This is a genomic window from Streptomyces sp. NPDC002463 (genome assembly GCF_042889835.1).
GTDB lineage: Bacteria > Actinomycetota > Actinomycetes > Streptomycetales > Streptomycetaceae > Streptomyces > Streptomyces nymphaeiformis.
This window is the reverse complement of record NZ_JBIARL010000007.1, coordinates 123,565-147,138: the sequence shown is the minus strand read 5'-3', so window position 1 is coordinate 147,138 and position 23,574 is coordinate 123,565. Positions and strand designations below refer to the sequence as shown.

The following is a 23,574-nucleotide window of genomic DNA, read 5'->3' as shown; positions in this document are numbered from 1 at the left end:
CGGGGGACCGTCCCGGCGTTACGCTGCGGAACATGAACGATCTTGAGATACGGCCCGCCACCGCGGAGGACCTCCCGGCCATCGTCGCGATGCTCGCCGACGACCCCCTGGGCGCACAGCGCGAGTCCCCCGACGACCTCGCTCCCTACCTGATCGCCTTCGAGCGCCTCGCGAACGACCCGCACCAGCACGTCGTCGTGGCCGTCCGCGAGGACAAGGTCGTCGGCACCCTCCAGCTGACGGTCATCCCGGGACTCTCCCGCCGGGGCACCACCCGCTCGATCATCGAGGGCGTCCGCGTCCACGCCGACGAGCGCGGCAGCGGCCTCGGGACGCAGCTCATCGAATGGGCCGTCGCCGAGTCCGGACGCCAGGGCTGCCGACTCGTCCAGCTGACCTCCGACGTCACCCGCACCGATGCCCACCGCTTCTACGAGCGCCTGGGCTTCGAGGCCTCCCACGTGGGCTTCAAGAAGACCCTCTGAGGCCGCGTTTCACGTGAAACCGCAGGTTGCGCGGTTTCACGTGAAACAGCACCGCACAGCTCAGAGACCGCGCCAGCCGGCCTCGTCCACACCACCCGGAACCGCGTCCCCCGGTGCGTACGGCTCCCGCGTGAAGACGAACGAGCCGAGGTCGAGATGGCTCACGCTGCCGTCGGCGCGCTTCACCGCCCTGAGCGGCTCCCCCGCGTAATAGCCGTTCAGCCCGACCCAGCCGCCCTCGGGCAGCGCCCGGAAGCGGGCCCGTCGGCCGGCACCCCGCAGCGGTTCCAGCACCACGCTCCGCTCGGGACCGAGCCGGAGCCCGTAGGCGTACGTCCCCCAGTACCAGGGCCCCGTGAGGGACAGCAGCTCCTCGTCTACCTCGGCCTCGGGAAGGGGCCGCCACGGCTCCGGGAGCCTCGGCTCCGCCTCCGCCACGATCCGTACGAGATCGGCGGCCACGAGCGACGTCAGCGGGCCCGAGGTGGCGTTGGAGAGGGCGATCCCCGCGAGGCCGTCCTCCACGCTCACCCATACGCAGGCGACGAAGCCCGGAAGGGAGCCGGTGTGGCCGATCAGGGTGCGGCCGTCCTTGCGCAGCAGCTGGAGACCGAGCCCGTAGCTCCCCTCCCAGTCGCCTTCTCCGGCAGGAGAGGCCGGGGCACGCATCTCCTCCACGGACGCCGTGGCCAGCACCCGCTCGTCCCCCGCCGCGAGGAAGGCGGCGAACCGGGCGAGGTCGGCGGCCGTCGACCAGAGCTGCCCGGCCGGTGCCATCAGACCCAGGTCCTCGGACGGCTCGGGCATCATGACGTCGGCCCAGGGATGCACCGCCCAGCCACCCGCGTGCGGGGCGACGGGATCGAGCGTCGTCCGGCTCATCCCCAGCGGCTCCAGGATCTCGCGCCGCAGCGCCTCCTCCCACGACACCCCCCGGACCGCCTCGACCAGTGAACCGAGCAGCGTGTAGCCGGGGTTGGAGTAGTGGTGCCGACGCCCCGGCGACTGGAGGAAGGGCTGCTCCCCCAGAACGTCCGAGAGCTCCGGCCGCAGCTCGGCGGAGGACCGCTCCCACCACGCGCCGGGCGTCTCGGCCGCGAGACCTCCGGTGTGGCCCAGGAGTTGAGCGATCGTCACCTCACCGGCGCCCGTTCCCTTCAGGTGCCGCTCCAGCGGGTCGTCGAGCCCGAGCAGGCCCTCGTCCCGGAGCCGCATCACCAGGACGGCGGTGAACACCTTGGTGATGGAGCCGATCCTGAACTGGGTGTCTGCGTCCGGCGCGTGGCCGTCCACACAGCTGCGCGAGCCGCTCCAGACCAACGCGCCGTCACGGACCACCGCACCGACGAAGGACGGCGTCCGCCCTTCGGTCTGGGCGACCGCGACGCGGTGCAGCAGAGCCCGCTCGGTACCGGGCAGCAAGGCTTCGGAAGATGTCGTCATGGAACCCATCCAACGCCATGCCGGCCGCGGAACTTCCCCGCTGCGGGGCACCCGGGGCTTCAGACGCGGAGGGCCTTCCGCAGGTGTTCCCCGAACTCGACCGGGTGCGTGGTCAGTCCGGTGTGCCCACCGGGGAAGTGCCGGAGTTCCATGCCGAGGCGCTCGGCCAGGAAAGCGGCCGGACGGTAGGGCAGCTCGCCGCGCGAGTCCTCGCCGCAGGCGAGCACGAGCCGGTCCGACAGCGCCTCGAGCCGCTGGAGGTCCGGCGCGTAGGACATGAAGCCGGGCACGACCCGTCCGACGAAGTACGGCAGGTTCGCCATCGTCTGCTCGGCCCGTGCCGCCGCCTGGGGCGGAAGCTTGATCTCGGCCTTGGGTTCCGGGGCATCGCCGTCCTTCTTCAGTCCCTCGGCGAACACGGCCATCGCCGGCATGAGCCCCTGCGTGCGGAAGGTCTCCTTCACCCGCGCGATGAGCGCGCGATGCTCGGCAGCGTCCGGGAGGACCTCCACCAGCGGCGGCTCGTGCGCCACGACCCGGGCGACCCGTTCGGGACGGGCGGTGAGCAGGTGCACCGCGACGATCGCGCCCGAGCTGGCGCCGAACACCTGGGCGGGCTCACCCGGCGACAGCAGTTCCAGCATCCGGAACGCGTCGTCGGCGTGCTCGGCCACTCGCTGCTCGGCCTCGGGGTCGTCCAGCGCGCTCCGGGACATGCCGCGCGGGTCGTAGGTCGCGACGGTGTATTCGGCGGCCAGGTCGTCGGCGATGTCGTCGAAGGAGGCCGCGCCGCCCGTCCCGCCGGGGATCAGCAGCAGGAGCGGGCCCTGGCCGCGCACTTCGTAGTGCAGGGTCGCACCGTTCACGCGCAGGCTGCCGGTGGTCCGGGCGGTCATGAGGAAGCTCCTTCTCGTGACGGGGGCCAGTGCTCCAGGAGGGCGTGCAGGGCGTCGAGAGCGCGGGTCCAGGACTCTTGCGGAGAGCGCTCGTGCCCGAATCCGCCTGCCGCCTCCAGGGCGACGAACCCGTGGAAGGTGCTGCGCAACAGCCGGACGGCGTCGGTCAGGTCCGGCTCGGCCAGTCCGTAGCCGCGCAGCATCCCGTAGGTCAGCTCGACCGCGCGCCGTGGTCCGGGCGCCTTCGCGGCGAGTTCGGGATCGATCTGGATCGGGGTCTGCGTCGCCATGTAGCGGCCCGGATGCCGGTGGGCGTACTCCCGCCAGGCGTCGGCGAAGGCGACCAACGCGTCCTTGCCCGCTCGCCCGGCGGTCGCCTCCGCGATGAGGACGGTCTTCTCGTCCGCCGCGAGCAGCGCGATCCGACCGCGCAGATCCTCCAGGTTGCGGACGTGCGAGTAGAGGCTCGCGTCCTTCACGCCCAGCCGGCGCGCCACCTGCGACATGGTCACCCGGTCGAGCCCGACCTCGTCCGCCAGCTCGGCGCCCGCGATCGTCACCCGCTCCGCCGTCAGCCCGGCCCGCGCCATGCACCCTCCCCAGATCCTAGGACTCCTAGTTTTAGCCTAGGGGCCCTAGGGAGGCAAGGGGGATCAGGTCTGCGCCATGTCCACGAAGCGTGAGTAGTGACCCTGGAAGGCCACGGTGATCGTGGCCGTCGGACCGTTACGGTGCTTGCCCACGATGATGTCCGCCTCGCCCGCGCGCGGGGACTCCTTCTCGTAGGCGTCCTCGCGGTGCAGCAGGATGACCATGTCGGCGTCCTGCTCGATCGAGCCGGACTCACGGAGGTCGGAGACCATCGGCTTCTTGTCGGTGCGCTGCTCGGGACCACGGTTCAGCTGGGACAGCGCGATCACCGGCAGTTCCAGCTCCTTGGCGAGGAGCTTCAGGTTTCGCGACATGTCGGAGACCTCTTGCTGACGGCTCTCCTGCCGCTTGGAACCACCCGACTGCATGAGCTGCAGGTAGTCGATGATGACGAGCTTGAGGCCGTTGCGCTGCTTGAGCCGGCGGCACTTCGCGCGGATCTCCATCATCGACAGGTTCGGGGAGTCGTCGATGTACAGCGGGGCCTGCGAGACGTCCGGCATCCGGCGGGCGAGACGCGTCCAGTCCTCGTCGGTCATCGTGCCGGAGCGCATGTGGTGCAGCGCCACCCGGGCCTCGGCCGAGAGGAGACGCATCGCGATCTCGTTGCGGCCCATTTCGAGGGAGAAGATGACGCTGGGCAGGTTGTGCTTGATGGAGGCCGCCCGGGCGAAGTCCAGGGCGAGCGTCGACTTACCCATGGCGGGACGGGCCGCGATGATGATCATCTGGCCGGGGTGCAGGCCGTTGGTGAGCGAGTCGAGGTCGGTGAAGCCGGTGGGCACACCGGTCATCTCGCCGCTGCGGGAGCCGATCGCCTCGATCTCGTCGAGCGCCCCCTCCATGATGTCGCCGAGCGGCAGGTAGTCCTCGGTGGTGCGCTGCTCGGTGACCGCGTAGATCTCGGCCTGGGCCGAGTTCACGATCTCGTCGACGTCCCCGTCGGCCGCGTAGCCCATCTGCGTGATCTTGGTGCCCGCCTCCACGAGCCGACGCAGGACCGCGCGCTCGTGGACGATCTCCGCGTAGTACGAGGCGTTGGCCGCGGTCGGGACCGACTGGACCAGGGTGTGGAGGTAGGAGGCGCCGCCGACGCGGGTGATCTCGCCGCGCTTGGTGAGCTCGGCGCCGACGGTGATCGGGTCGGCCGGCTCGCCCTTGGCGTAGAGGTCGAGGATCGCCGCGTACACGGTCTCGTGGGCGGGCTTGTAGAAGTCGTTGCCCTTGATGATCTCCACGACGTCCGCGATGGCGTCCTTGGAGAGCAGCATGCCGCCGAGGACGGACTGCTCGGCGTCGAGGTCCTGCGGGGGGACGCGCTCGAAACCGGAGAGTCCGCCGTCCCAGGGGCCCTCGGAGCCCCGCTCGTGCTGGTCGTCGCGGCCACGACCCCGGCCGCGCCCTTCGCCTCGGGTACGGGTGGGCAGCCGGTCGCTCGGTCCGCTGTCGGCCCAGGGGTCGTCCATGGGCTCGGGAACGCTCACCAAGCCACCTCCTCCCGTCCGCTCCGCGGACCTCGCCGTGCCACTACTTTCCTACGCCACGGCCTTGATCAACGAGTGGCTTCGCGACCGCTGCTTGCGCGTCGGGCGCCGGACCACGGTAGGCCCGCGGGAGGCGTCAGCCAATCTGGTTATCCACAGGCCCTGTGGGTGAAGGCCCAGATGCTGTGGACAACTCCCCGGATCCTGTGCACGGAGCGGGGGACAGCCATGTGGACAAACTCATAACACCCCTCTCCCCACCCCACTGACCTGCACGTTTCCCATCCACGGGCTGTGGGGGAGAAAAAGTTCTGCCCCCGGACCAAGATCAGAACAAACGGCCCACACCCGAAGCCCCGCACCAGCGGAAAGTAAGGACCACTAACCAATTGCATCTCTTACCTGTGGAAGATTAGATTGAGCCCATGACTGAGCCCACGACTCAGGCCCCCGTGACCCCCAAGGCCGTCCGTCGACAGCACGACCGCGAGATCGTCTCCCTCGCCCTGCCGGCCTTCGGCGCCCTCGTCGCGGAGCCGCTGTTCCTCATGGTCGACAGCGCCATCGTCGGCCACCTCGGCACACCTCAGCTCGCGGGCCTCGCGATCGCGGCGGCGCTGCTCTCCACCGCCGTCAGCGTCTTCGTCTTCCTCGCCTACGCCACCACGGCCGCCGTCGCCCGGCGCGTGGGCGCGGGCGACCTCCCGGCCGCCATCCGGCAGGGCATGGACGGCATCTGGCTCGCGCTCCTCCTCGGCGCCGCCGTCGTCGCGCTGACCCTGCCCACGGCACCCTGGGTCGTCGACCTCTTCGGGGGCTCGGACACCGCCTCCCCGTACGCCGTCACCTACCTCAGGATCTCCAGCCTCGGGATCCCCGCCATGCTGGTGGTCCTGGCCGCCACCGGCGTCCTGCGCGGCCTCCAGGACACCCGTACACCGCTCTACGTGGCCATCGCCGGCTTCGCGGCCAACGGCGCGCTCAACGCCGGCCTGGTCTACGGCGCCGGTCTGGGCATCGCCGGCTCCGCCTGGGGCACGGTCATCGCCCAGTACGGCATGGCCGTCGCCTACCTCGTCGTGGTCGTACGCGGCGCCCGGCGGCACGGCGCCTCCCTCCGCCCCGACCCAGCCGGCATACGCGCCTCCGCCCAGGCCGGCGTCCCCCTCCTGGTCCGTACGCTCTCGCTGCGCGCCGTCCTGATGATCGCCACGGCCGTCGCCGCACGCCTCGGGGACGCCGAGGTCGCCGCCCACCAGATCATCCTGTCCCTCTGGAGCCTGATGGCCTTCGCGCTCGACGCGATCGCCATCGCCGGCCAGGCCATCATCGGCCGCTACCTCGGGGCGGACGACGCCGACGGGGCACGACAGGTCTGCCGCCGCATGGTCCAGTGGGGGGTCGTCTCCGGGGTGGCGCTCGGCGCGCTGCTCATCGTCGCCCGCCCCCTGTTCATCCCGCTCTTCACCAGTGACGCCTCCGTGCAGGACACCCTGCTGCCGGCCCTGCTCGTGGTCGCGGTCTCCCAGCCGATCTCCGGCGTGGTCTTCGTCCTCGACGGGGTCCTGATGGGCGCCGGGGACGGCCCCTATCTGGCCTGGGCGATGCTGCTCACGCTCGCCGTCTTCGCCCCGGTGGCGCTCCTGGTCCCGACGCTCGGCGGCGGGCTGACGGCGCTCTGGTGGGCGATGACCCTGATGATGACGGTCCGGATGGGAACCCTCTGGTTCCGCATGCGCTCCGGCCGCTGGATCGTCACGGGCGCCACGCGCTGAGACCTGCTGTTTCACGTGAAACAGCAGAAGGAACAGCGGAAGGGCCGCACCCCGAGGGGTGCGGCCCTTCCTCACTGCTGAGCGCAGACTGCCAAGGGCAGCGTTACGCGGCGACGACCTCGACGCCGAGCTTCGCGGCAACCTCGGGGTGCAGACGCACGGAGACCTGGTGCGAGCCCAGGGTCTTGATCGGCGAACCGAGCTCGACGCGACGCTTGTCGACGTCGGGGCCACCCGCGGTCTTGATCGCCGAGGCGATGTCGGCCGGGGTCACGGAGCCGAAGAGACGGCCGGCGTCGCCGGAGCGAACGGCCAGGCGGACCTTCGTGCCCTCGAGCTGAGCCTTGATCTCGTTGGCCTGCTCGATGGTCGCGATCTCGTGGATCTTGCGGGCGCGGCGGATCTGCGCCACGTCCTTCTCGCCACCCTTGGTCCAGCGGATCGCGAAACCGCGCGGGACCAGGTAGTTGCGAGCGTAGCCGTCCTTGACGTCGACGACGTCGCCAGCGGCACCGAGGCCGGAGACCTCGTGGGTCAGGATGATCTTCATTAGTCGGTCACCCTTTCCTTATCGCGCGGTGGACGTGTAGGGCAGCAGCGCCATCTCACGGCTGTTCTTGACGGCCGTGGCGACGTCACGCTGGTGCTGCGTGCAGTTGCCGGTCACGCGGCGGGCACGGATCTTGCCGCGGTCGGAAATGAACTTCCGCAGCATGTTCGTGTCCTTGTAGTCCACGTACGCGGTCTTGTCCTTGCAGAAAGCGCAGACCTTCTTCTTAGGCTTGCGCACAGGCGGCTTCGCCATGGTGTTTCTCCTGTGTGATCAAGAAGTGGGGGTACGAGCTGCTTCGAGGGCGTGTGCCCTAGAAGGGGGGCTCGTCCGAGTAGCCGCCGCCGGAGTTTCCACCCCAGCCGCCACCGCCGCCGCCCTGCTGGCCGCCGCCGGAGGGGCCGCCGGTCGCCCACGGGTCGTCGGCGGGAGCACCGCCGCCACCCTGCTGGCCACCGCCGCCGGAGTTTCCACCCCAGCCGCCACCGCCGCCGCCCTGCTGGCCGCCGCCGCCGTATCCACCCTGGCCGCCGCGACCGGTGGTCTTGGTGACCTTGGCCGTGGCGTTCTTGAGGCTGGGGCCGACTTCCTCGACGTCCAGCTCGTAGACCGTGCGCTTGACGCCCTCACGGTCCTCGTAGGACCGCTGCTTCAGCCGGCCCTGCACGACGACGCGCATGCCTCGCTGGAGCGACTCGGCGACGTTCTCCGCCGCCTGACGCCAGACCGAGCAGGTCAGGAACAGGCTCTCGCCGTCCTTCCACTCATTGGTCTGACGGTCGAAGGTGCGGGGGGTGGACGCGATACGGAACTTCGCGACCGCCGCACCGGACGGGGTGAAGCGCAGCTCGGGGTCGTCGACAAGATTGCCGACGACCGTGATGACGGTCTCGCCTGCCATGGGGGAACCTCTCGGCGGGTTTGCTTCTGGCTGCTTTGCTGCTACTCGAACCCGATGACCTCTGAGCTAGAAGCTCAGTGGGTCTCGGGACGGAGGACCTTGGTCCGGAGGACCGACTCGTTCAGGTTGAGCTGGCGGTCGAGCTCCTTGACGACCGCAGGCTCGGCCTGCAGGTCGATGACCGAGTAGATGCCCTCGGGCTTCTTCTTGATCTCGTACGAGAGACGACGACGGCCCCAGGTGTCGACCTTCTCGACCTTTCCGTTGCCCTCACGGACGACGGAGAGGAAGTTCTCGATCAGGGGGGCGACAGCGCGCTCCTCCAGATCGGGGTCGAGGATGACCATCACCTCGTAGTGACGCATGTGGAACCCACCTCCTTTGGACTCAGCGGCCACGGTCGTTCCGTGGCAGGAGGGTCGTGATGCGTGAGCGACGGTATCCACCGCCACTGACAGTCCCCTCGCGAGCGAGGAGCGCTGTCGGGGATCCCGGAGGGACCTGGGCAGACACCGGCGCAGCTGTACAGAGTACCCGCACATCGGCTTGCGGTTGAAATTCTCCGGGAAGGGGACGCAATCTGTACACAACGGATGTCGGCGGCGCTACGATGCGCCGCCTTCCGGCAGCCACGCCAGGAGGTGCCTCATGGCACAGGCAATGCGACCCGAACCCGGCCACTCCCTCTTCGCGACCGACGGCAAACCCCACCCGCTCCAGGACACCCTGATGGCTGTCACGCTGGTGCTGGGGATCATCTCGTTCACCACCGCGCAGTTCTACAACCTGCACCTGCTGAGTTCCTGGACGGGCCTGATCGGCATCCTGACCGGCGCGTACGGGCAGTTCATCTCGGTGACGACCCGCGAGCGCTTCCTGATGATCCTCGGACTCGGCGCGTCGGCGGTCGGCTTCTACCTCGGAATGGCGCACGGCGGCCTCTTCGGCGGCGTCATCAGCTGAACCCGGCGGCACGTCGGGCACACACACCCATTCGGGGCGCTCCAAGGTCACAGTAGGCTTCGGCGCGAGAGCCGGAGCCCCTGACCGATGGGGACACACCTGCCGAGGAGCGCCCCGCATGAGCCTGACCCTGAGGACCATCAGCCGTGAGCAGCATCTGGCATTCATCCAGAGCCAGCCCGCGGCGAGCCACTGCCAGGTCCCGGCGTGGGCTGATGTGAAGACCGAGTGGCGTTCGGAGAACCTCGGCTGGTTCGACAAGTCCGGTGAGCTCGTCGGCGCCGGTCTGGTGCTCTACCGCCAGCTCCCGAAGATCAAGCGCTACCTGGCCTATCTGCCCGAGGGCCCGGTCATCAACTGGTACGCGCCCAACCTCGACGACTGGCTGCAGCCGATGCTGGCGCACCTCAAGCACCAGGGCGCCTTCTCGGTGAAGATGGGCCCGCCGGTGGTCATCCGCCGCTGGGACTCGACCGCCATCAAGGCCGGCATCCAGGACCCGGACGTCAAGCGCCTCAAGGACGTCGAGGCCACCCACATCGAGCCGCGCGCCTTCGAAGTCGCGGACCGGCTGCGGAAGATGGGCTGGCAGCAGGGCGAGGACGGCGGTGCCGGCTTCGGCGACGTGCAGCCCCGCTACGTCTTCCAGGTCCCGCTCGCGAACCGCTCGCTCGACGACGTCCTCAAGGGCTTCAACCAGCTGTGGCGCCGCAACATCAAGAAGGCCGAGAAGGCCGGCGTCGAGGTCGTCCAGGGCGGCTACGAGGACCTGGCCGAGTGGCAGCGGCTGTACGAGATCACGGCCGTCCGCGACCACTTCCGTCCGCGCCCGCTCTCGTACTTCCAGCGCATGTGGACCGTCCTCAACAACGAGGACCCCAACCGCATGCGGCTCTACTTCGCCCGCCACAACGGGGTGAACCTCTCCGCCGCGACCATGCTCGTCGTCGGCGGGCACGTCTGGTACTCCTACGGCGCCTCCGACAACATCGGCCGCGAGGTCCGGCCCTCGAACGCGATGCAGTGGCGGATGCTGCGCGACGCGTACGCCATGGGCGCGACCGTCTACGACCTCCGGGGCATCTCGGACTCGCTCGACGAGACCGACCACCTCTTCGGCCTCATCCAGTTCAAGGTGGGCACGGGCGGCGAGGCCGTCGAGTACGTCGGCGAGTGGGACTTCCCGCTGAACAAGCTGCTGCACAAGGCGCTCGACATCTACATGTCGCGCCGCTGACCGTTTCGTAGGCTCGTCGTCGTATCCGTAGGCTTCGTAGTCGTACACACCTTTGATCCACCACTGCCATCAGAAAGGTTCCGGGCCGGCCATGGCGCTCTCCCTCTACGTCGACACCGCTCGCTGGCGGGCGCACCAGAAGACCGTCATCGACCAGTTCCCCGGTCTCATTCCGGTGTGCAAGGGCAACGGGTACGGCTTCGGGCACGAGCGGCTCGCGGACGAGGCGGCCCGGTTCGGCGCCGACATGCTCGCCGTGGGCACCACGTACGAAGCCGCGAAGATCAAGGACTGGTTCGGTGGCGACCTGCTGGTCCTCACCCCCTTCCGCCGGGGTGAGGAACCGGTTCCGCTGCCCGACCGGGTGATCCGTTCCGTGTCGTCCGTGGACGGCGTCCACGCCCTGGTGGGCGCCCGGGTCGTGATCGAGTGCATGAGCTCGATGAAGCGGCACGGCGTGCGCGAGGAGGAGCTCCAGCAGCTCCACGCCGCCATCGAGGACGTCCGCCTGGAGGGCTTCGCCCTGCACCTGCCGCTCGACCGTCCGGACGGCACGGACGCGGTCGAGGAGGTCATCGCCTGGATGGACCGGCTGCGGGCCGCCCGGCTGCCGCTGCACACCATGTTCGTGAGCCACCTGCGGGCCGAGGAGCAGGCCCGGCTCCAGCAGCAGTTCCCGCAGACCCGCTTCCGCGCCCGGATCGGCACCCGGCTGTGGCTGGGCGACCACGAGGCCACGGAGTACCGGGGCGCCGTCCTCGACGTGACCCGCGTCGCCAAGGGCGACCGCTTCGGCTACCGCCAGCAGAAGGCCGCGTCGGACGGCTGGCTGGTCGTCGTCGCCGGCGGCACCTCCCACGGCGTGGGCCTTGAGGCCCCGAAGGCGATGCACGGCGTCATGCCGCGCGCCAAGGGCGTCGCCCGCGCGGGCCTCGCCACCGTCAACCGGAACCTCTCGCCCTTCGTATGGGCCGGGAAGCAGCGCTGGTTCGCCGAGCCGCCGCACATGCAGGTGTCGATCCTGTTCGTGCCGGCCGACGCCCAGGAACCCCGGGTCGGCGACGAGCTCGTGGCGCATCTGCGCCACACCACGACGCAGTTCGACCGCCTCGTCGAGCGCTGAGCCGACCGGCCGAAACGAATCACCCCCCGGGAGCAGGGCTCTCGGGGGGTGATTTCGTCTGCGTCTACTCGGGGGCGCCCCAGGGGTCGTCGGTGGTGCCCCAGCGCACCCGCTGCCCCTCCTCCACGGCCGGGGCGGCGTGCCGGGCCGGACGGGCCGCCCTGCCCGCCACGACGACGTCCTCCGCGCCGTCCAGGACGCCGCCCGAGGGGTCGTCCGCGCCGTCCTGCCGGACCGGGTCCTTCTCGGGCGCCAGGATGTCGCGCACGACCATCGCGCACAGGTACAGCGTGCCCAGCAGGTGCAGGACGATCGCGAACTGGTAGCCGTCGACCGGGAGGCCCTGCTTGTTGCTGCTGCCCGTGTAGGCGAGGTACATCCAGACGCCGACGAAGTACATGACCTCGCAGGCCTGCCAGACCAGGAAGTCGCGCCAGCGCGGCCGGGCGAGCGCGGCCAGCGGGACCAGCCACAGGACGTACTGCGGCGAGTAGACCTTGTTCGTCAGCACGAACGCGGCGACGACCAGGAAGGCCAGCTGCACGAAGCGCGGCCTGCGGGGCGCGGTGAACGCCAGGTACGCGAGCCCCGCCACCGCCACCGCCATCAGCAGCAGCGCGTACAGATTGGCCCGGCCCGGCGTGATCACGTCACCCGTCCGCTGGGTCACGAGCAGCCAGATCGAACCGAAGTCGACGTTCCGGTCACGGCTGAAGAGGTAGAACTGCTTCCACCCCTCCGGCGCGAGCAGCATCACGGGCAGGTTCACGACCAGCCAGGAGCCCAGGAAGCCGAGCACCGCGGTCCCGTACGCCCGCCACTTCCCGGCCCGCCAGCAGAGCAGCAGCAGCGGGCAGAGGAGCAGTATCGGGTAGAACTTGGCGGCGGTGGCCAGGCCGAGCAGGATCCCGAAGGCCAGCGGCCGGCTCCGCGACCACATCAGGACGGCGGCAGCGGTCAGCGCGACGGCCAGTATGTCCCAGTTGATCGTGGCGGTGAGCGCGACCGAGGGCGCCAGGGCGACCAGCAGACCGTCCCAGGGGCGCAGGCGGTGCGTCCGGGTCACACAGACCGCCAGGACGGCCGCGCACACCATCAGCAGGCCCGCGTTGACCAGCCAGTACGCCTGCTCCTGCTGGTTCAGTTCGCCCCCGCCCGGCGTCAGCCAGGCCGCGACCTCCATGAAGAGCCCGGTCAGGACGGGGTACTCCAGGAACGGTATGTCGCCGCCCAGCCGGTCGAAGTACGGGATCAGACCGTCCGCGAAGCCCCGCCCGGCGAACAGGTGCGGGATGTCCGAGTAGCAGGCGTGGGTGTACTGGGAGGTCGTGCCCCGGAACCAGGCCCAGTTGTAGCAGGGCAGCTTCTGCACCATGCCGAGGGCGAACATGCCGATGGCCACGAGTGCGATCACCCGCACCGGCGTCAGCTGCCCGGTGGCGGCCGCCGCCCGGCGCCCGTAGGGGCCGCCGATCAGCTCGCTGCCCGCTACGGCCACCTTGTCCCGGTGGGTGGGGATGACCGTCTGCGAGCGGTCCCGCGGCGCGCTCGACTTCTGGAGGCTCGGCATGGGGGACATCCTGCCGTACGGATCAGGGAAAACGGCGAGGGCCGCCGCGGCCGTTCCGTACGGAAGGTACGGAGCGGACGCGGCGGCCCTCAGGACGTGCCCGGTTCTCCCTCAGGAGGGAGCGGATCAGGGGAAGGTCCCGCCGGGTTTGCCGTTCCCCCCTCCACCGCCACTGGAGGTGTCCGTCGGCGAGTCGGTCGGCGTCGGCGTCTCGGTGGTGGGTGGCGTGGTGGTGGGCTGCCCGGTGTTACCGCCCGCGTTGTTGCAGTTCCAGTCCCAGATGTCACAGGTCGTCTTGCCCGGCTTCGGCGTCTTCGTCGGCTTCCCCGGGGGAGTCGTCGTCGGGGTGGCCGGGGGAGTCGTCGTCGGGGTCGCCGACTCGGTGGGTGTCTCGGTGGCCGTCGGCGTCGGCGTCGGGCTCTGGGCACCACCGCCGAAGACGGGCTCGGCGCCTTCCAGCTTCTCCGGCTTGGGGAAGTCCACGACGGGCATGTCCTTCACGGCATCCGTCATGTACTCCCTCCAGATCTGCGAGGGGAACGACGAACCGTGGATCGTCGGCTGGTCACCCGTGCCGTACATCTTCTCGAACTTGCGGCCCTGCTTCGTCTCGTCGTCGTCGAAGCGGTACATGTCGATCGCGGTCGCGAGCTGCTTCGTGTAGCCCACGAACCAGGCGGACATGTTGTCGTCGGTCGTACCGGTCTTGCCGGCCACCGCGCGGCCCGGGATGCGCGCCTTGCGGCCGGTGCCCCGGTCGTCGTCCACGACGGACCGCAGCACGTCGGTGACGTTGTTGGCGATGGCCGGGCTGAAGGCGGTCTTGGGCTTGGCCTCGTGCTTGTTGATGACGACGCCGCTGCGCTTGACCGTCTCGACGGAGTACGGGTCGTTCTGCTCACCCTCGTTGGCGAAGGTGGCGTACGCGCCGGCCATGCGGATGGCGCTCGGGCTGGAGACACCGAGGGAGAAGGAGGGGAATTCACCCTTGACCAGGGACTCCTCGCGGAGGCCCGCCCTCTCGGCCGCGTCACGGACCTTGTCGATGCCGACGTCCATGCCGAGCTGCACGTACGGGGAGTTGGCCGACTTCATCATGGCGTAGCGCAGGGAGATGGGGCCGTAGCTGGCGTCCTCATCGTTGCTCTGCTTCCACTCGTTGCCCTTGTCGTCGAGCCAGATGTCCCCGTTGTACTTACGGATCGTCAGGTCGTCCTTGCCGTTGTAGAGGCTCTTGTCCGGGTCGACGATCGTGCGCTCGGACGCGTCCTGGTCCGGACCGAGCGACTTCTTCCGGACGCCGTCCTTCATCGCGGCCGCGAGCACGAAGGGCTTGAACGTCGAACCGACCTGGGCACCGGTGCTGTCCGCGTTGCTCCGGAAGTGCTTGGTGGCGTCGACGCCACCGTAGAGAGCGACGATCTTCCCGGTCGCCGTGTCGACCGAAGCGCCGCCGAACTGGACGTGCGTGTCCGTCTTCGGGCGCTTCTTCGGGTCGATGTTGTCCTTGATCTTCTTGCTGATCACGGCCGCCATCTTGTCCACCTTCTCCTTCTCGAAGGTGGTGTAGATCTCGTAGCCGCCGCGCTGCAGCTGCTGTTCGGTGATCCCGAACTGGTTCTGCATGTTCACGTTGGCGGTGGAGACCAGGTAGCCGATCTGACCGCTCAGGTTGGCACTCTTCCGGGGCGGCTGGACCTTCGGGAAGGTGGTGTACTTCGCCCGCTCCTCGGCCGAGATGTGCCCGTCCTTCTGCATCTCGTCGAGGATCCACTTCCACCGCTCGGTGGCCCGCTTGGTGTTCGCCTCGCGCGTGGCCTTGGAGTCGATCTCGGGGTAGCCGGCGGGGTCGTAGTACGTCGCACCCTTCAGCACCGCGGCGAGCAGCGCCGACTCACTGGCGTTGAGCTTGCCGACGTCCTTGTTGAAGTAGGCGCGGGCCGCCGCCTGGATGCCGTACGCACCACGCCCGTAGTACGAGGTGTTCAGGTAGCCGGCCATGATCTGGTCCTTGCCGACGTCGTTGCCCACCTTCATGGAGATGAAGAGTTCCTTCACCTTCCGGGTGATGGTCTGCGACTGGTCGTCAAGGCGGTTGTTCTTCACGTACTGCTGGGTGATCGTCGAACCACCCTGGGTCTCGCCGCCCTTGGCCATGTTCCACACGGCGCGGGCGATGCCCATGGGGTCGACACCGGAGTCGTCCCAGAACGTCTTGTTCTCCGCCGAGATCACGGCGTTCTGCATCGACTTCGGGATCTCCGCGAACGGGACGATCTGACGGTTGGTGCCACTGCCCGTCGCGACCATGCGGGAGCCGTCGGCCCAGTAGTAGATGTTGTTCTGCGACTTCGCGGTGTCGGCCTCCTTGGGGATCTCCACCCTGGAGTACGCGATCGTCGCAGCGCCCATCAGGCTCGCCACGAAGAACAGGAACGTGCCCGTGACGAGCTTCCACGACGGCATCCAGCGACGCCAGCCGTACTTGTTGTGGCGCGGGTAGTCGATGAAGCGCTTCTTGCCCGGCTGGTGACCGCCGGAGCCCCGCCCGGGACCGCTGCCGCGGCCACCGCCGCCACCGCCACGCCGTCCCCCACCGGGACCGCCGGGGCCACCAGGGCCGGAATCGGCACCCCGGCGGCGGCTGCCGCGCTGGGCGGCCCGCCGTGCCTCGGCGCGCCCTCCGTAGGGACGCTGCTCCTCTCCATAGGAGGAGGGAGGTCCGTACGAGGCCGAAGGGGCCCCCGTACCGACGTCATGGGCCGGGGCCGACCTGCGGCCCATCGGCTGCTGGGCAGCGCGCCGTGCCGCCGCGCGACCGCCCGTCGGCGGCTGCTGCGGCGGCATTTTGCGACGATGCTCGCTCATCGAACGACTACTCCTCGGGCAGGCGCGTACGCCTGGAAGCGGCAGTTGAGTTCCGGTCCCCCCGAAATGCGCTCGCGGGAACCCCATCGGAGGTCCCCCCGAAGCGCAGCCGGTCACCCGCAGCACTGACGCCCCAGGGCATCGCTCGGTTCCCGGTGGTCTGCATGCCGCACAGACTACGCACGGCCAAATCCCACCTAGAGCCGGAGTTCACCCCAAATCAGGCAAGTCGATCGCTGTGAATTGACGATGTGACGCCGGTCACGGTGGGTCCGCTTGTCGAGACAGGGAGGTCGTTCTATCGTGCTGATGTATCGAGTCGATACATCAGTGCGGCATAAGGGTCCCGAAGGCGGAGGAGGAGGCGACGGATGAGCAGACGCTCCGGCATCCTCGAGTTCGCCGTTCTCGGCCTGCTGCGCGAGGCCCCGATGCACGGGTACGAGCTGCGGAAGCGCCTCAACACCTCGCTGGGCGTCTTCCGGGCCTTCAGCTACGGAACGCTGTATCCCTGCCTCAAGACGCTGGTCGCCAACGGCTGGTTGATCGAGGAGCCGGGCAGCGCCCCCGAGGAGGCCCTCGCCGCTTCACTCGCAGGACGCCGGGCCAAGATCGTCTACCGGTTGACCCCGGCAGGTAAGGAGCACTTCGAGGAGCTCCTCTCCCACACCGGCCCCGACGCCTGGGAGGACGAGCACTTCGCGGCGCGCTTCGCCTTCTTCGGTCAGACCGAGCGCGAGGTGCGGATGCGCGTGCTCGAGGGCCGCCGCAGCCGGCTGGAGGAGCGCCTGGAGAAGATGCGCGCCTCCCTGGTCCGGACCCGAGAGCGCCTGGACGACTACACGCTTGAGCTGCAGCGCCACGGTATGGAGTCCGTGGAGCGCGAAGTGCGCTGGCTGAACGAGCTCATCGAGAGCGAGCGGGCGGGGCGGGATCAGCGATCCGGCTCCGACGCCCCCGCTCTGCACGACAACGATTCTGGAGAGACGGGCGGCCTGCCCCGGCACGGGGGCAGTACCCGGCCGGATCCGTCCGACGACACCGCCAAGTGAAACCCTGCGCACAGCAGGGCTTCCACGATCACACAGGGAGCAACCGGAATGGGTTCGGTTCGCGTAGCCATCGTCGGCGTGGGCAACTGCGCCGCCTCGCTGGTGCAGGGCGTCGAGTACTACAAGGACGCCGACCCGGCGGCCAAGGTGCCCGGCCTGATGCACGTCCAGTTCGGCGACTACCACGTCCGTGACATCGAGTTCGTGGCCGCCTTCGACGTCGACGCGAAGAAGGTCGGCCTCGACCTCTCCGACGCCATCGGCGCCAGCGAGAACAACACCATCAAGATCTGCGACGTCCCGAACAAGGGCGTCACGGTCCAGCGCGGTCACACGCTCGACGGTCTCGGCAAGTACTACCGCCTGACCATCGAGGAGTCCGCCGAGGAGCCCGTCGACGTCGTCCAGGTCCTCAAGGACCGCCAGGTCGACGTCCTCATCTGCTACCTGCCCGTCGGTTCCGAGGACGCGGCGAAGTTCTACGCCCAGTGCGCCATCGACGCCAAGGTCGCCTTCGTCAACGCCCTCCCGGTCTTCATCGCCGGCACCAAGGAGTGGGCTGACAAGTTCACCGAGGCCGGTGTCCCGATCGTCGGCGACGACATCAAGTCGCAGGTCGGCGCGACCATCACGCACCGCGTGATGGCGAAGCTGTTCGAGGACCGCGGTGTCCGTCTTGAGCGCACCATGCAGCTCAACGTCGGCGGCAACATGGACTTCAAGAACATGCTGGAGCGCGACCGCCTGGAGTCCAAGAAGATCTCCAAGACCCAGGCCGTCACCTCGCAGATCCCGGACCGCGAGCTGGGCGAGAAGAACGTCCACATCGGCCCCTCGGACTACGTGGCCTGGCTGGACGACCGCAAGTGGGCGTACGTCCGCCTCGAGGGCCGTGCCTTCGGCGACGTCCCGCTGAACCTGGAGTACAAGCTCGAGGTCTGGGACTCCCCGAACTCGGCGGGTGTCATCATCGACGCCCTGCGCGCCGCGAAGATCGCCAAGGACCGCGGCATCGGCGGCCCGATCCTCTCCGCGTCCTCCTACTTCATGAAGTCCCCGCCGGTTCAGTACTTCGACGACGAGGCCCTCGCCAACGTCGAGAAGTTCATCAAGGGTGAGGTCGAGCGCTAAGGCTCGTCACGCTTGTCGATCGAGGGTCCCCGAGGCACTGCCCGGGGGCCCTCTTCGTATGTGAGTCTTGCTGCCATGTCCGTCGTACGTGATCTGCGCGTACTCCTGCGCCTGCGGAACTTCCGCCGCCTGCTCGCCGTCCGGCTGCTCTCCCAGTGCGCCGACGGCGTCTACCAGGTGGCCCTGGCCACGTACGTCGTCTTCTCCCCCGAGAAACAGACCTCGCCCGGCGCGATCGCCTCCGCCATGGCGGTGCTCCTGCTCCCGTACTCGCTCGTCGGGCCCTTCGCCGGGGTGCTCCTCGACCGCTGGCAGCGCCGCCAGGTCTTCCTGTACGGGAACCTCCTGCGAGCCCTCCTCGCCTGCGGGACCGCCGCGCTCGTCCTCGCCTCCGTACCGGACTGGCTCTTCTACGCCTCCGCCCTCTCCGTCACCGCCGTCAACCGCTTCGTCCTGGCAGGGCTGTCGGCCTCCCTGCCGCGCGTCGTCGACGAGGAGCGGCTCGTCATCGCGAACTCCCTCTCGCCCACCGCCGGCACCCTCGCCGCGACCGTCGGCGGCGGTCTCGCGTTCGGCGTCCGGCTCCTCGCCGACAACTCCGACGCGGCCGTCGTGGCCTTCGGCGCCGTCCTCTATCTCTGCGCCGCCCTCGCCTCGCTGCGGATGTCCCGGGAGCTCCTCGGCCCCGATGCCGGCCTCGCACCGCAGTCCCTCGCCTCGGCCCTGAAGTCGACGGCCCAGGGCCTCGTCGCGGGACTGCGGCACCTCGGCGAGCGGCGCCCCGCCGCCCGGGCGCTGACCGTGGTGGCCCTCATGCGCTTCTGCTACGGCGCCCTGCTCGTCGCCGTGCTCATGCTCTCCCGGTACGCGTGGAGCTCCACGGACTCCGAGGGCCTCGGTCTGCTCGGAATCGCCGTCGCCGCGTCTGGCGCCGGTTTCTTCGCCGCCGCCGTCGTCTCCCCCTGGGCGGTCGGGCGGTTCGGGCCCTTCGGCTGGATGGCCCTGTGCACGGCCGCGGCGGCCGTCCTCGTGCCGGCGCTCTGTCTGCCCTTCACCCCGGCCCCCTTCCTCGTCGCCGCCTTCGTCCTCGGGCTCATCACCCAGGGGGCCAAGATCGCGACGGACACGGTGGTCCAGACGACCGTGGACGACTCCTACCGGGGCAGGGTCTTCTCGCTCTACGACGTGCTGTTCAACGTCGCCTTCGTGGGTGCGGCGGGGGTGGCGGCCCTGATGCTGCCACCCGACGGCCGGTCGCCCCTTCTGGTCGTGCTGGTGGCCCTGATCTACGCGGCGCTCGCCGTGGTCCTGCGCCGGGAACGCCGGACGGGGTGATGTTTCACGTGAAACACCACCCCGTCTGCGAGTCGGTCGGGGCCGTGTTTCACGTGAAACATCGGCCCTTCCGGGCGCCGTCCCGGCTCAGTCGCGCGCTGCCCACCACTCCTTGAGCGCGGCGACGGCCTGGTCGTGCTCCATCGGACCGTTCTCCAGCCGCAGCTCGAGCAGGAACTTGTACGCCTGGCCGATGGCCGGCCCGGGCCCGATGCCCAGGATCTCCTGGATCTGGTTGCCGTCGAGGTCGGGACGGATCGAGTCCAGCTCCTCCTGCTCCTGGAGCTGGGCGATCCGCACCTCGAGACCGTCATAGGTCCGGGAGAGCGCTGCCGCCTTGCGCTTGTTGCGCGTGGTGCAGTCCGAGCGGGTCAGCTTGTGCAGGCGCGAGAGCAGCGGCCCTCCGTCGCGGACGTAGCGACGCACCGCAGAGTCGGTCCACTCGCCGCTTCCGTAGCCGTGGAAGCGCAGGTGCAGCTCCACGAGACGCGAGACGTCCTTGATCATCTCGTTGGAGTACTTCAGCGCGGTCATGCGCTTCTTGGTCATCTTCGCGCCGACCACCTCGTGGTGGTGGAAGGAGACCCGGCCGTCCTTCTCGAAGCGGCGGGTGCGCGGCTTGCCGATGTCGTGGAGCAGGGCGGCGAGCCGCAGCACCAGATCGGGCCCGTCCTCCTCCAGGTCGATCGCCTGCTCGAGGACGGTCAGAGAGTGCTCGTAGACGTCCTTGTGCCGGTGGTGCTCGTCGCTCTCCAGGCGCAGGGCCGGAAGCTCGGGCAGCACGTGCTCGGCGAGACCCGTGTCCACGAGGAGCCCGAGGCCCTTGCGGGGATGTGCCGAGAGCAGCAGCTTGTTGAGCTCCTCGCGGACGCGCTCGGCGGAGACGATCTCGATCCGGCCCGACATCTCCTTCATGGCCGTCACGACCTCGGGGGCGACCTCGAAGTCCAGCTGTGCGGCGAATCGCGCGGCCCGCATCATGCGCAGGGGGTCGTCGGAGAAGGACTCCTCCGGCGTACCCGGCGTGCGCAGGACCCGGGCGGACAGGTCCTCAAGGCCGCCGTACGGGTCGATGAACTCCTTCTCGGGGAGGGCCACGGCCATGGCGTTGACGGTGAAGTCACGCCGGACGAGGTCCTCGTCGATGGAGTCGCCGTAGGAGACCTCGGGCTTCCGGGAGGTCCGGTCGTACGCCTCGGAGCGGTACGTGGTGACCTCGATCTGGTAGCCGTCCTTCTGAGAGCCGACGGTGCCGAAGGCGATGCCGACCTCCCACACCGCGTCGGCCCACGGTCGGACGATCTTCAGTACGTCCTCGGGGCGGGCGTCGGTGGTGAAGTCCAGGTCGTTGCCGAGCCGGCCGAGCAACGCGTCCCGCACCGAGCCGCCGACCAGCGCGAGGCTGAACCCGGCCTCCTGGAAACGGCGGGCGAGGTCGTCGGCGACAGGGGACACACGCAGCAGTTCACTGACCGCGCGGCGTTGCACCTGGCTCAGTGCAGTCGGGGTGTCTTCGTTGGCGTTCGGCACAACAGAAAAGGGTACGTGCCCCGGCTCACCACGACGTCCCCGATTTCCGCCCGGACGCCCGCCGGGCAACGGCCGAAGATCGCCTGGAGCAGTCCCCGGCACTTGCCCCCGGCGTGCCTCGTTACCATGCCTGGACACAGCAACCGGGAACCACCGATACCACTGGCACCACAGACAACGACGAGGACGGGCGAACGCGTGGCCGAGGCGGCAGACATCCAGGGAACCAGTCCCTCACCTGCCCGCCGATGGCTGCGGCGCACGATCACCGTCGCCTTCGGGGCGCCGCTCCTCGCCGGCCTGCTCCACGGCCCGGTCGCCGCCGCTCCGGCGGCCGCCGCCGAGGATGCCGGCGGCTCCAGGACGGTCGATGTGTCACTCGACACGCTGGCCCCGAGCGCTCCCGTCGAGGGCGACACCGTCACGATCACCGGCACGGTGACCAACCGCGGCAAGAAGACCGTCACCGACGCGACCGTGAACCTGCGCGTCGGACCGAGGATGACGAGCCGCAGCGAGATCGACCAGGTCACGGGGCGCACCGGCTTCCGGAACGACAGCGACCCCGCTCCCCTCGACGGCGCCCCCACCGTCAAGATCCCCCGGCTCGGCGCCGGCCTCAGCAGCGACTTCTCGCTGTCCGTCCCCGTCTCCGAGCTCGGCCTCGACGAGGAGGGCGTCTACCAGCTGGGCGTCTCCCTCACCGGGCAGACCTCCGACCGGCAGTACGACCGGGTGCTCGGCATCGAGCGGACCTTCCTGCCGTACCAGCCCGAGGCCGCCGAGAAGAAGACCCAGCTCACCTACCTCTGGCCGCTGATCGCCTCGGCGCACGTCTCCGCGCAGACGGCCACGGACGACCAGCAGACCCCGGTCTTCCAGGACGACGACCTCGCGGACGAGCTGCGTCCGGGCGGGCGCCTGGACCAGCTGGTCTCGCTGGGCAAGGACCTTCCGGTCACCTGGGTGGTCGACCCGGACCTGCTGGCCTCCGTCGACGCCATGGCGAACGGCTACCGCGTCAAGGACGGCGACCGGGACGTCCCCGGCAGGAACCAGGCTCTCGCCGAGCGGTGGCTGGACTCGCTGGAGAAGGCGGTCCAGGGGCACAAGGTCGTCGCCCTGCCCTTCGCCGACCCCGACCTGGCCTCGCTCGCCCACCGGGGCAAGGACGTCCCCGGCTCCCTCGGACACCTCCAGTCGGCGACCTCCCTGGCCGGCATGACGGTCGAGACCGTCCTCCACGTGCAGGCGTCCACCGACTTCGCCTGGCCCGTCGACGGAGCCGTGGACCCCGCCATCGCGGCGGTCGCCACCTCGGCCGGCGCCGACAAGGTGATCGCCCGCAGCGACAGCGTCCGCGACGACCTCCCGTACACCGCCACGGCCGCCCGCCCCCTCGGCAACGGCAGCACCACGGCCGTGGTGAGCGACGCGCTCCTGTCCACCGCCTTCGAAGGGGACATGGTCCGCGCGGAGAACTCCACGCTCGCGGTCCAGGAGTTCCTGGCCCAGTCCCTCGCGGTCACCCTGGAGCAGCCGGAGGACCAGCGGAGCATCGTGGTCGCCCCGCAGCGGATGCCGACCGTGGCCCAGGCTCAGGCCATGGCGACCGCCCTGGAGGGCCTCTCCGGCCGGCGCTGGACCCAGCCGAGCGACCTCCTCGCGGCCGCCGCCGCCAAGCCGGACCCGGACGCCTCCACCACGGTGCCGAGCAGCTCCCGCTACCCGAAGAAGCTGCGCGACCGTGAGCTTCCGGTCCAGGCCTTCCGCGACATGAAGACCACCCGGGACGAGCTGGACGACTTCAAGGTCATCCTGACCCAGCCGGAACGCGTCGTGACGCCGTTCGGCAACGCGATCGACCGCGAGATGTCGACGTCCTGGCGCGGCGAGGCCCGGGCGGCCGCGATCTACCGGAACAGCGTCCTGGACTACCTCCAGAGCCTCACCAAGGGCGTCCAGCTCGTCGACAAGTCGGACCTCACGCTCTCCGGCCGCAGCGCGACGATCCCCGTGACCGTCCAGAACAAGCTGCTCCAGGACGTGGACCATCTGGTGCTGCGCCTCACCTCCGCCAACAAGAACCGGCTCGAGCTGGACGGCGACGGGTATCAGGAGCTCCCGGTGAAGGTCGGCGGCGGACACAGCCAGTCGGTGAAGTTCACCGCCTCGGCGAACGTCAACGGCCAGGTGCCGATGACGGCCCAGCTCTACACCCAGGACGGCACCCCGTACGGGCAGCCGATGAACTTCACCGTGAAGGTCTCCGAGATCACTCCCACGGTGATGCTCGTGATCGCCGGCGGTGTGCTCCTGCTCGTCCTCGCCGGTGTGCGCATGTACAGCCAGCGCAAGCGGGTGGCCGCCCGGAACGCCGAGGCCGAGGCGGCCGAGGCGGCCGAGAGCGCCGAGGACGAAGCCGCTTCCGAGCCCGGCCCGGACGGGTCCGGCGAGGAGGAGGCCCGCGGGGACGAACCCGGGCAGCCGAGTGACCCGACACCGGACACCGGGCCCGAAAGCGGCGACCCGTCGGGCTCGGGTGAGAAGGTGGACCGTTGAGCGATGTCGTGGCCGGTC

Annotated in this window: 20 protein-coding genes; 9 read left to right on the top strand and 11 right to left on the bottom strand. The window is 69.6% G+C overall.

Features of this window, described 5'->3' with window-relative positions; genetic code table 11:
• Positions 1–32 precede the first annotated feature (32 nt).
• On the top strand, positions 33–485 hold the full coding sequence (locus ACFYX3_RS16405) for a GNAT family N-acetyltransferase (protein WP_382656051.1): 453 nt from the start codon (positions 33–35) through the stop codon (positions 483–485).
• A 60-nt stretch (positions 486–545) separates the two neighbouring features.
• On the opposite strand, the gene ACFYX3_RS16400 is transcribed toward ACFYX3_RS16405, so the two are convergent.
• From ACFYX3_RS16400 to dnaB, 4 genes are all read right to left on the bottom strand, one after another.
• On the bottom strand, positions 546–1,928 hold the full coding sequence (locus tag ACFYX3_RS16400; RefSeq protein WP_389013499.1) for a serine hydrolase domain-containing protein: 1,383 nt from the start codon (positions 1,926–1,928) through the stop codon (positions 546–548).
• Positions 1,929–1,987: 59 nt separating this feature from the next.
• On the bottom strand, positions 1,988–2,824 hold the full coding sequence (locus ACFYX3_RS16395; protein ID WP_389013496.1) for an alpha/beta fold hydrolase: 837 nt from the start codon (positions 2,822–2,824) through the stop codon (positions 1,988–1,990).
• Positions 2,821–3,414 (bottom strand): TetR/AcrR family transcriptional regulator, encoded by a 594-nt coding sequence (locus ACFYX3_RS16390; protein ID WP_389013493.1) that lies wholly within the window; start codon positions 3,412–3,414, stop codon positions 2,821–2,823. Before ACFYX3_RS16390 ends, ACFYX3_RS16395 begins: the two co-directional genes overlap by 4 nt.
• Before the next feature lie 63 nt (positions 3,415–3,477).
• Positions 3,478–4,959 carry a replicative DNA helicase gene (gene dnaB, locus ACFYX3_RS16385; protein ID WP_116159964.1) on the bottom strand — a complete coding sequence of 494 codons (1,482 nt, stop codon included), beginning with the start codon at positions 4,957–4,959 and terminating at the stop codon, positions 3,478–3,480.
• Between the two features lie 425 nt (positions 4,960–5,384).
• On the opposite strand from dnaB, the gene ACFYX3_RS16380 reads away from it, so the two are divergent.
• On the top strand, positions 5,385–6,734 hold the full coding sequence (locus tag ACFYX3_RS16380; RefSeq protein ID WP_389013489.1) for an MATE family efflux transporter: 1,350 nt from the start codon (positions 5,385–5,387) through the stop codon (positions 6,732–6,734).
• A 103-nt stretch (positions 6,735–6,837) separates the two neighbouring features.
• On the opposite strand, the gene rplI is transcribed toward ACFYX3_RS16380, so the two are convergent.
• The 4 genes from rplI to rpsF form a co-directional block, all read right to left on the bottom strand.
• Entirely contained in the window at positions 6,838–7,284 is a 447-nt protein-coding gene (gene rplI / locus ACFYX3_RS16375; RefSeq protein WP_053640001.1) for a 50S ribosomal protein L9, read from the bottom strand.
• An 18-nt stretch (positions 7,285–7,302) separates the two neighbouring features.
• Positions 7,303–7,539 carry a 30S ribosomal protein S18 gene (gene rpsR / locus ACFYX3_RS16370; protein WP_005315025.1) on the bottom strand — a complete coding sequence of 79 codons (237 nt, stop codon included), beginning with the start codon at positions 7,537–7,539 and terminating at the stop codon, positions 7,303–7,305.
• A 58-nt stretch (positions 7,540–7,597) separates the two neighbouring features.
• The gene (locus ACFYX3_RS16365; protein ID WP_359511508.1) at positions 7,598–8,185 is read right to left on the bottom strand and encodes a single-stranded DNA-binding protein; all 588 of its coding nucleotides are present in this window, start codon (positions 8,183–8,185) and stop codon (positions 7,598–7,600) included.
• A gap of 74 nt (positions 8,186–8,259) precedes the next feature.
• A complete protein-coding gene (gene rpsF, locus ACFYX3_RS16360; protein ID WP_007383258.1) occupies positions 8,260–8,550 on the bottom strand; it encodes a 30S ribosomal protein S6 in 291 nt (96 codons plus the stop codon).
• A gap of 283 nt (positions 8,551–8,833) precedes the next feature.
• Between rpsF and ACFYX3_RS16355 the strand changes: the two genes are divergently transcribed.
• The 3 genes from ACFYX3_RS16355 to ACFYX3_RS16345 all read left to right on the top strand — a co-directional run bounded on the left by ACFYX3_RS16355 (position 8,834) and on the right by ACFYX3_RS16345 (position 11,508).
• Entirely contained in the window at positions 8,834–9,148 is a 315-nt protein-coding gene (locus tag ACFYX3_RS16355) for a hypothetical protein (RefSeq protein ID WP_376583559.1), read from the top strand.
• A 118-nt stretch (positions 9,149–9,266) separates the two neighbouring features.
• Positions 9,267–10,385, top strand: coding sequence for a peptidoglycan bridge formation glycyltransferase FemA/FemB family protein (locus ACFYX3_RS16350; protein WP_086823884.1), 1,119 nt, complete (start codon positions 9,267–9,269; stop codon positions 10,383–10,385).
• Positions 10,386–10,476: 91 nt separating this feature from the next.
• Entirely contained in the window at positions 10,477–11,508 is a 1,032-nt protein-coding gene (locus ACFYX3_RS16345; protein ID WP_184931131.1) for an alanine racemase, read from the top strand.
• 64 nt (positions 11,509–11,572) lie between these two features.
• Here the strand turns inward: ACFYX3_RS16345 and ACFYX3_RS16340 are convergent, their stop codons facing one another.
• Positions 11,573–13,078, bottom strand: coding sequence for a glycosyltransferase family 87 protein (locus ACFYX3_RS16340; protein ID WP_389013482.1), 1,506 nt, complete (start codon positions 13,076–13,078; stop codon positions 11,573–11,575).
• Between the two features lie 126 nt (positions 13,079–13,204).
• The gene (locus tag ACFYX3_RS16335) at positions 13,205–15,946 is read right to left on the bottom strand and encodes a transglycosylase domain-containing protein (RefSeq protein ID WP_389013480.1); all 2,742 of its coding nucleotides are present in this window, start codon (positions 15,944–15,946) and stop codon (positions 13,205–13,207) included.
• A 371-nt stretch (positions 15,947–16,317) separates the two neighbouring features.
• Between ACFYX3_RS16335 and ACFYX3_RS16330 the strand changes: the two genes are divergently transcribed.
• From ACFYX3_RS16330 to ACFYX3_RS16320, 3 genes are all read left to right on the top strand, one after another.
• On the top strand, positions 16,318–16,998 hold the full coding sequence (locus ACFYX3_RS16330) for a helix-turn-helix transcriptional regulator (protein ID WP_382656078.1): 681 nt from the start codon (positions 16,318–16,320) through the stop codon (positions 16,996–16,998).
• 48 nt (positions 16,999–17,046) lie between these two features.
• Positions 17,047–18,129 carry an inositol-3-phosphate synthase gene (locus ACFYX3_RS16325; RefSeq protein WP_389013476.1) on the top strand — a complete coding sequence of 361 codons (1,083 nt, stop codon included), beginning with the start codon at positions 17,047–17,049 and terminating at the stop codon, positions 18,127–18,129.
• Positions 18,130–18,204: 75 nt separating this feature from the next.
• Entirely contained in the window at positions 18,205–19,464 is a 1,260-nt protein-coding gene (locus tag ACFYX3_RS16320) for an MFS transporter (RefSeq protein WP_389013473.1), read from the top strand.
• A gap of 87 nt (positions 19,465–19,551) precedes the next feature.
• Here the strand turns inward: ACFYX3_RS16320 and ACFYX3_RS16315 are convergent, their stop codons facing one another.
• Positions 19,552–20,994 carry a CCA tRNA nucleotidyltransferase gene (locus ACFYX3_RS16315; RefSeq protein ID WP_389013469.1) on the bottom strand — a complete coding sequence of 481 codons (1,443 nt, stop codon included), beginning with the start codon at positions 20,992–20,994 and terminating at the stop codon, positions 19,552–19,554.
• 198 nt (positions 20,995–21,192) lie between these two features.
• Between ACFYX3_RS16315 and ACFYX3_RS16310 the strand changes: the two genes are divergently transcribed.
• Positions 21,193–23,556, top strand: coding sequence for a DUF6049 family protein (locus tag ACFYX3_RS16310; RefSeq protein ID WP_389013466.1), 2,364 nt, complete (start codon positions 21,193–21,195; stop codon positions 23,554–23,556).
• The last annotated feature ends 18 nt before the right edge of the window (positions 23,557–23,574 follow it).

What these genes read in the sequence shown, in the direction of transcription:
- ACFYX3_RS16340 (WP_389013482.1), bottom strand. Translation starts at nt 13,078, where the DNA reads ATGCCGAGCCTCCAGAAGTCGAGCGCGCCGCGGGACCGCTCGCAGACG.
- ACFYX3_RS16345 (WP_184931131.1), top strand. Translation starts at nt 10,477, where the DNA reads ATGGCGCTCTCCCTCTACGTCGACACCGCTCGCTGGCGGGCGCACCAG.
- rpsF (WP_007383258.1), bottom strand. Translation starts at nt 8,550, where the DNA reads ATGCGTCACTACGAGGTGATGGTCATCCTCGACCCCGATCTGGAGGAG.
- ACFYX3_RS16405 (WP_382656051.1), top strand. Translation starts at nt 33, where the DNA reads ATGAACGATCTTGAGATACGGCCCGCCACCGCGGAGGACCTCCCGGCC.
- ACFYX3_RS16390 (WP_389013493.1), bottom strand. Translation starts at nt 3,414, where the DNA reads ATGGCGCGGGCCGGGCTGACGGCGGAGCGGGTGACGATCGCGGGCGCC.
- ACFYX3_RS16400 (WP_389013499.1), bottom strand. Translation starts at nt 1,928, where the DNA reads ATGACGACATCTTCCGAAGCCTTGCTGCCCGGTACCGAGCGGGCTCTG.
- rpsR (WP_005315025.1), bottom strand. Translation starts at nt 7,539, where the DNA reads ATGGCGAAGCCGCCTGTGCGCAAGCCTAAGAAGAAGGTCTGCGCTTTC.
- ACFYX3_RS16320 (WP_389013473.1), top strand. Translation starts at nt 18,205, where the DNA reads ATGTCCGTCGTACGTGATCTGCGCGTACTCCTGCGCCTGCGGAACTTC.
- rplI (WP_053640001.1), bottom strand. Translation starts at nt 7,284, where the DNA reads ATGAAGATCATCCTGACCCACGAGGTCTCCGGCCTCGGTGCCGCTGGC.
- ACFYX3_RS16330 (WP_382656078.1), top strand. Translation starts at nt 16,318, where the DNA reads ATGAGCAGACGCTCCGGCATCCTCGAGTTCGCCGTTCTCGGCCTGCTG.
- ACFYX3_RS16395 (WP_389013496.1), bottom strand. Translation starts at nt 2,824, where the DNA reads ATGACCGCCCGGACCACCGGCAGCCTGCGCGTGAACGGTGCGACCCTG.
- ACFYX3_RS16335 (WP_389013480.1), bottom strand. Translation starts at nt 15,946, where the DNA reads ATGAGCGAGCATCGTCGCAAAATGCCGCCGCAGCAGCCGCCGACGGGC.
- ACFYX3_RS16365 (WP_359511508.1), bottom strand. Translation starts at nt 8,185, where the DNA reads ATGGCAGGCGAGACCGTCATCACGGTCGTCGGCAATCTTGTCGACGAC.
- ACFYX3_RS16350 (WP_086823884.1), top strand. Translation starts at nt 9,267, where the DNA reads ATGAGCCTGACCCTGAGGACCATCAGCCGTGAGCAGCATCTGGCATTC.
- ACFYX3_RS16325 (WP_389013476.1), top strand. Translation starts at nt 17,047, where the DNA reads ATGGGTTCGGTTCGCGTAGCCATCGTCGGCGTGGGCAACTGCGCCGCC.
- ACFYX3_RS16380 (WP_389013489.1), top strand. Translation starts at nt 5,385, where the DNA reads ATGACTGAGCCCACGACTCAGGCCCCCGTGACCCCCAAGGCCGTCCGT.
- ACFYX3_RS16355 (WP_376583559.1), top strand. Translation starts at nt 8,834, where the DNA reads ATGGCACAGGCAATGCGACCCGAACCCGGCCACTCCCTCTTCGCGACC.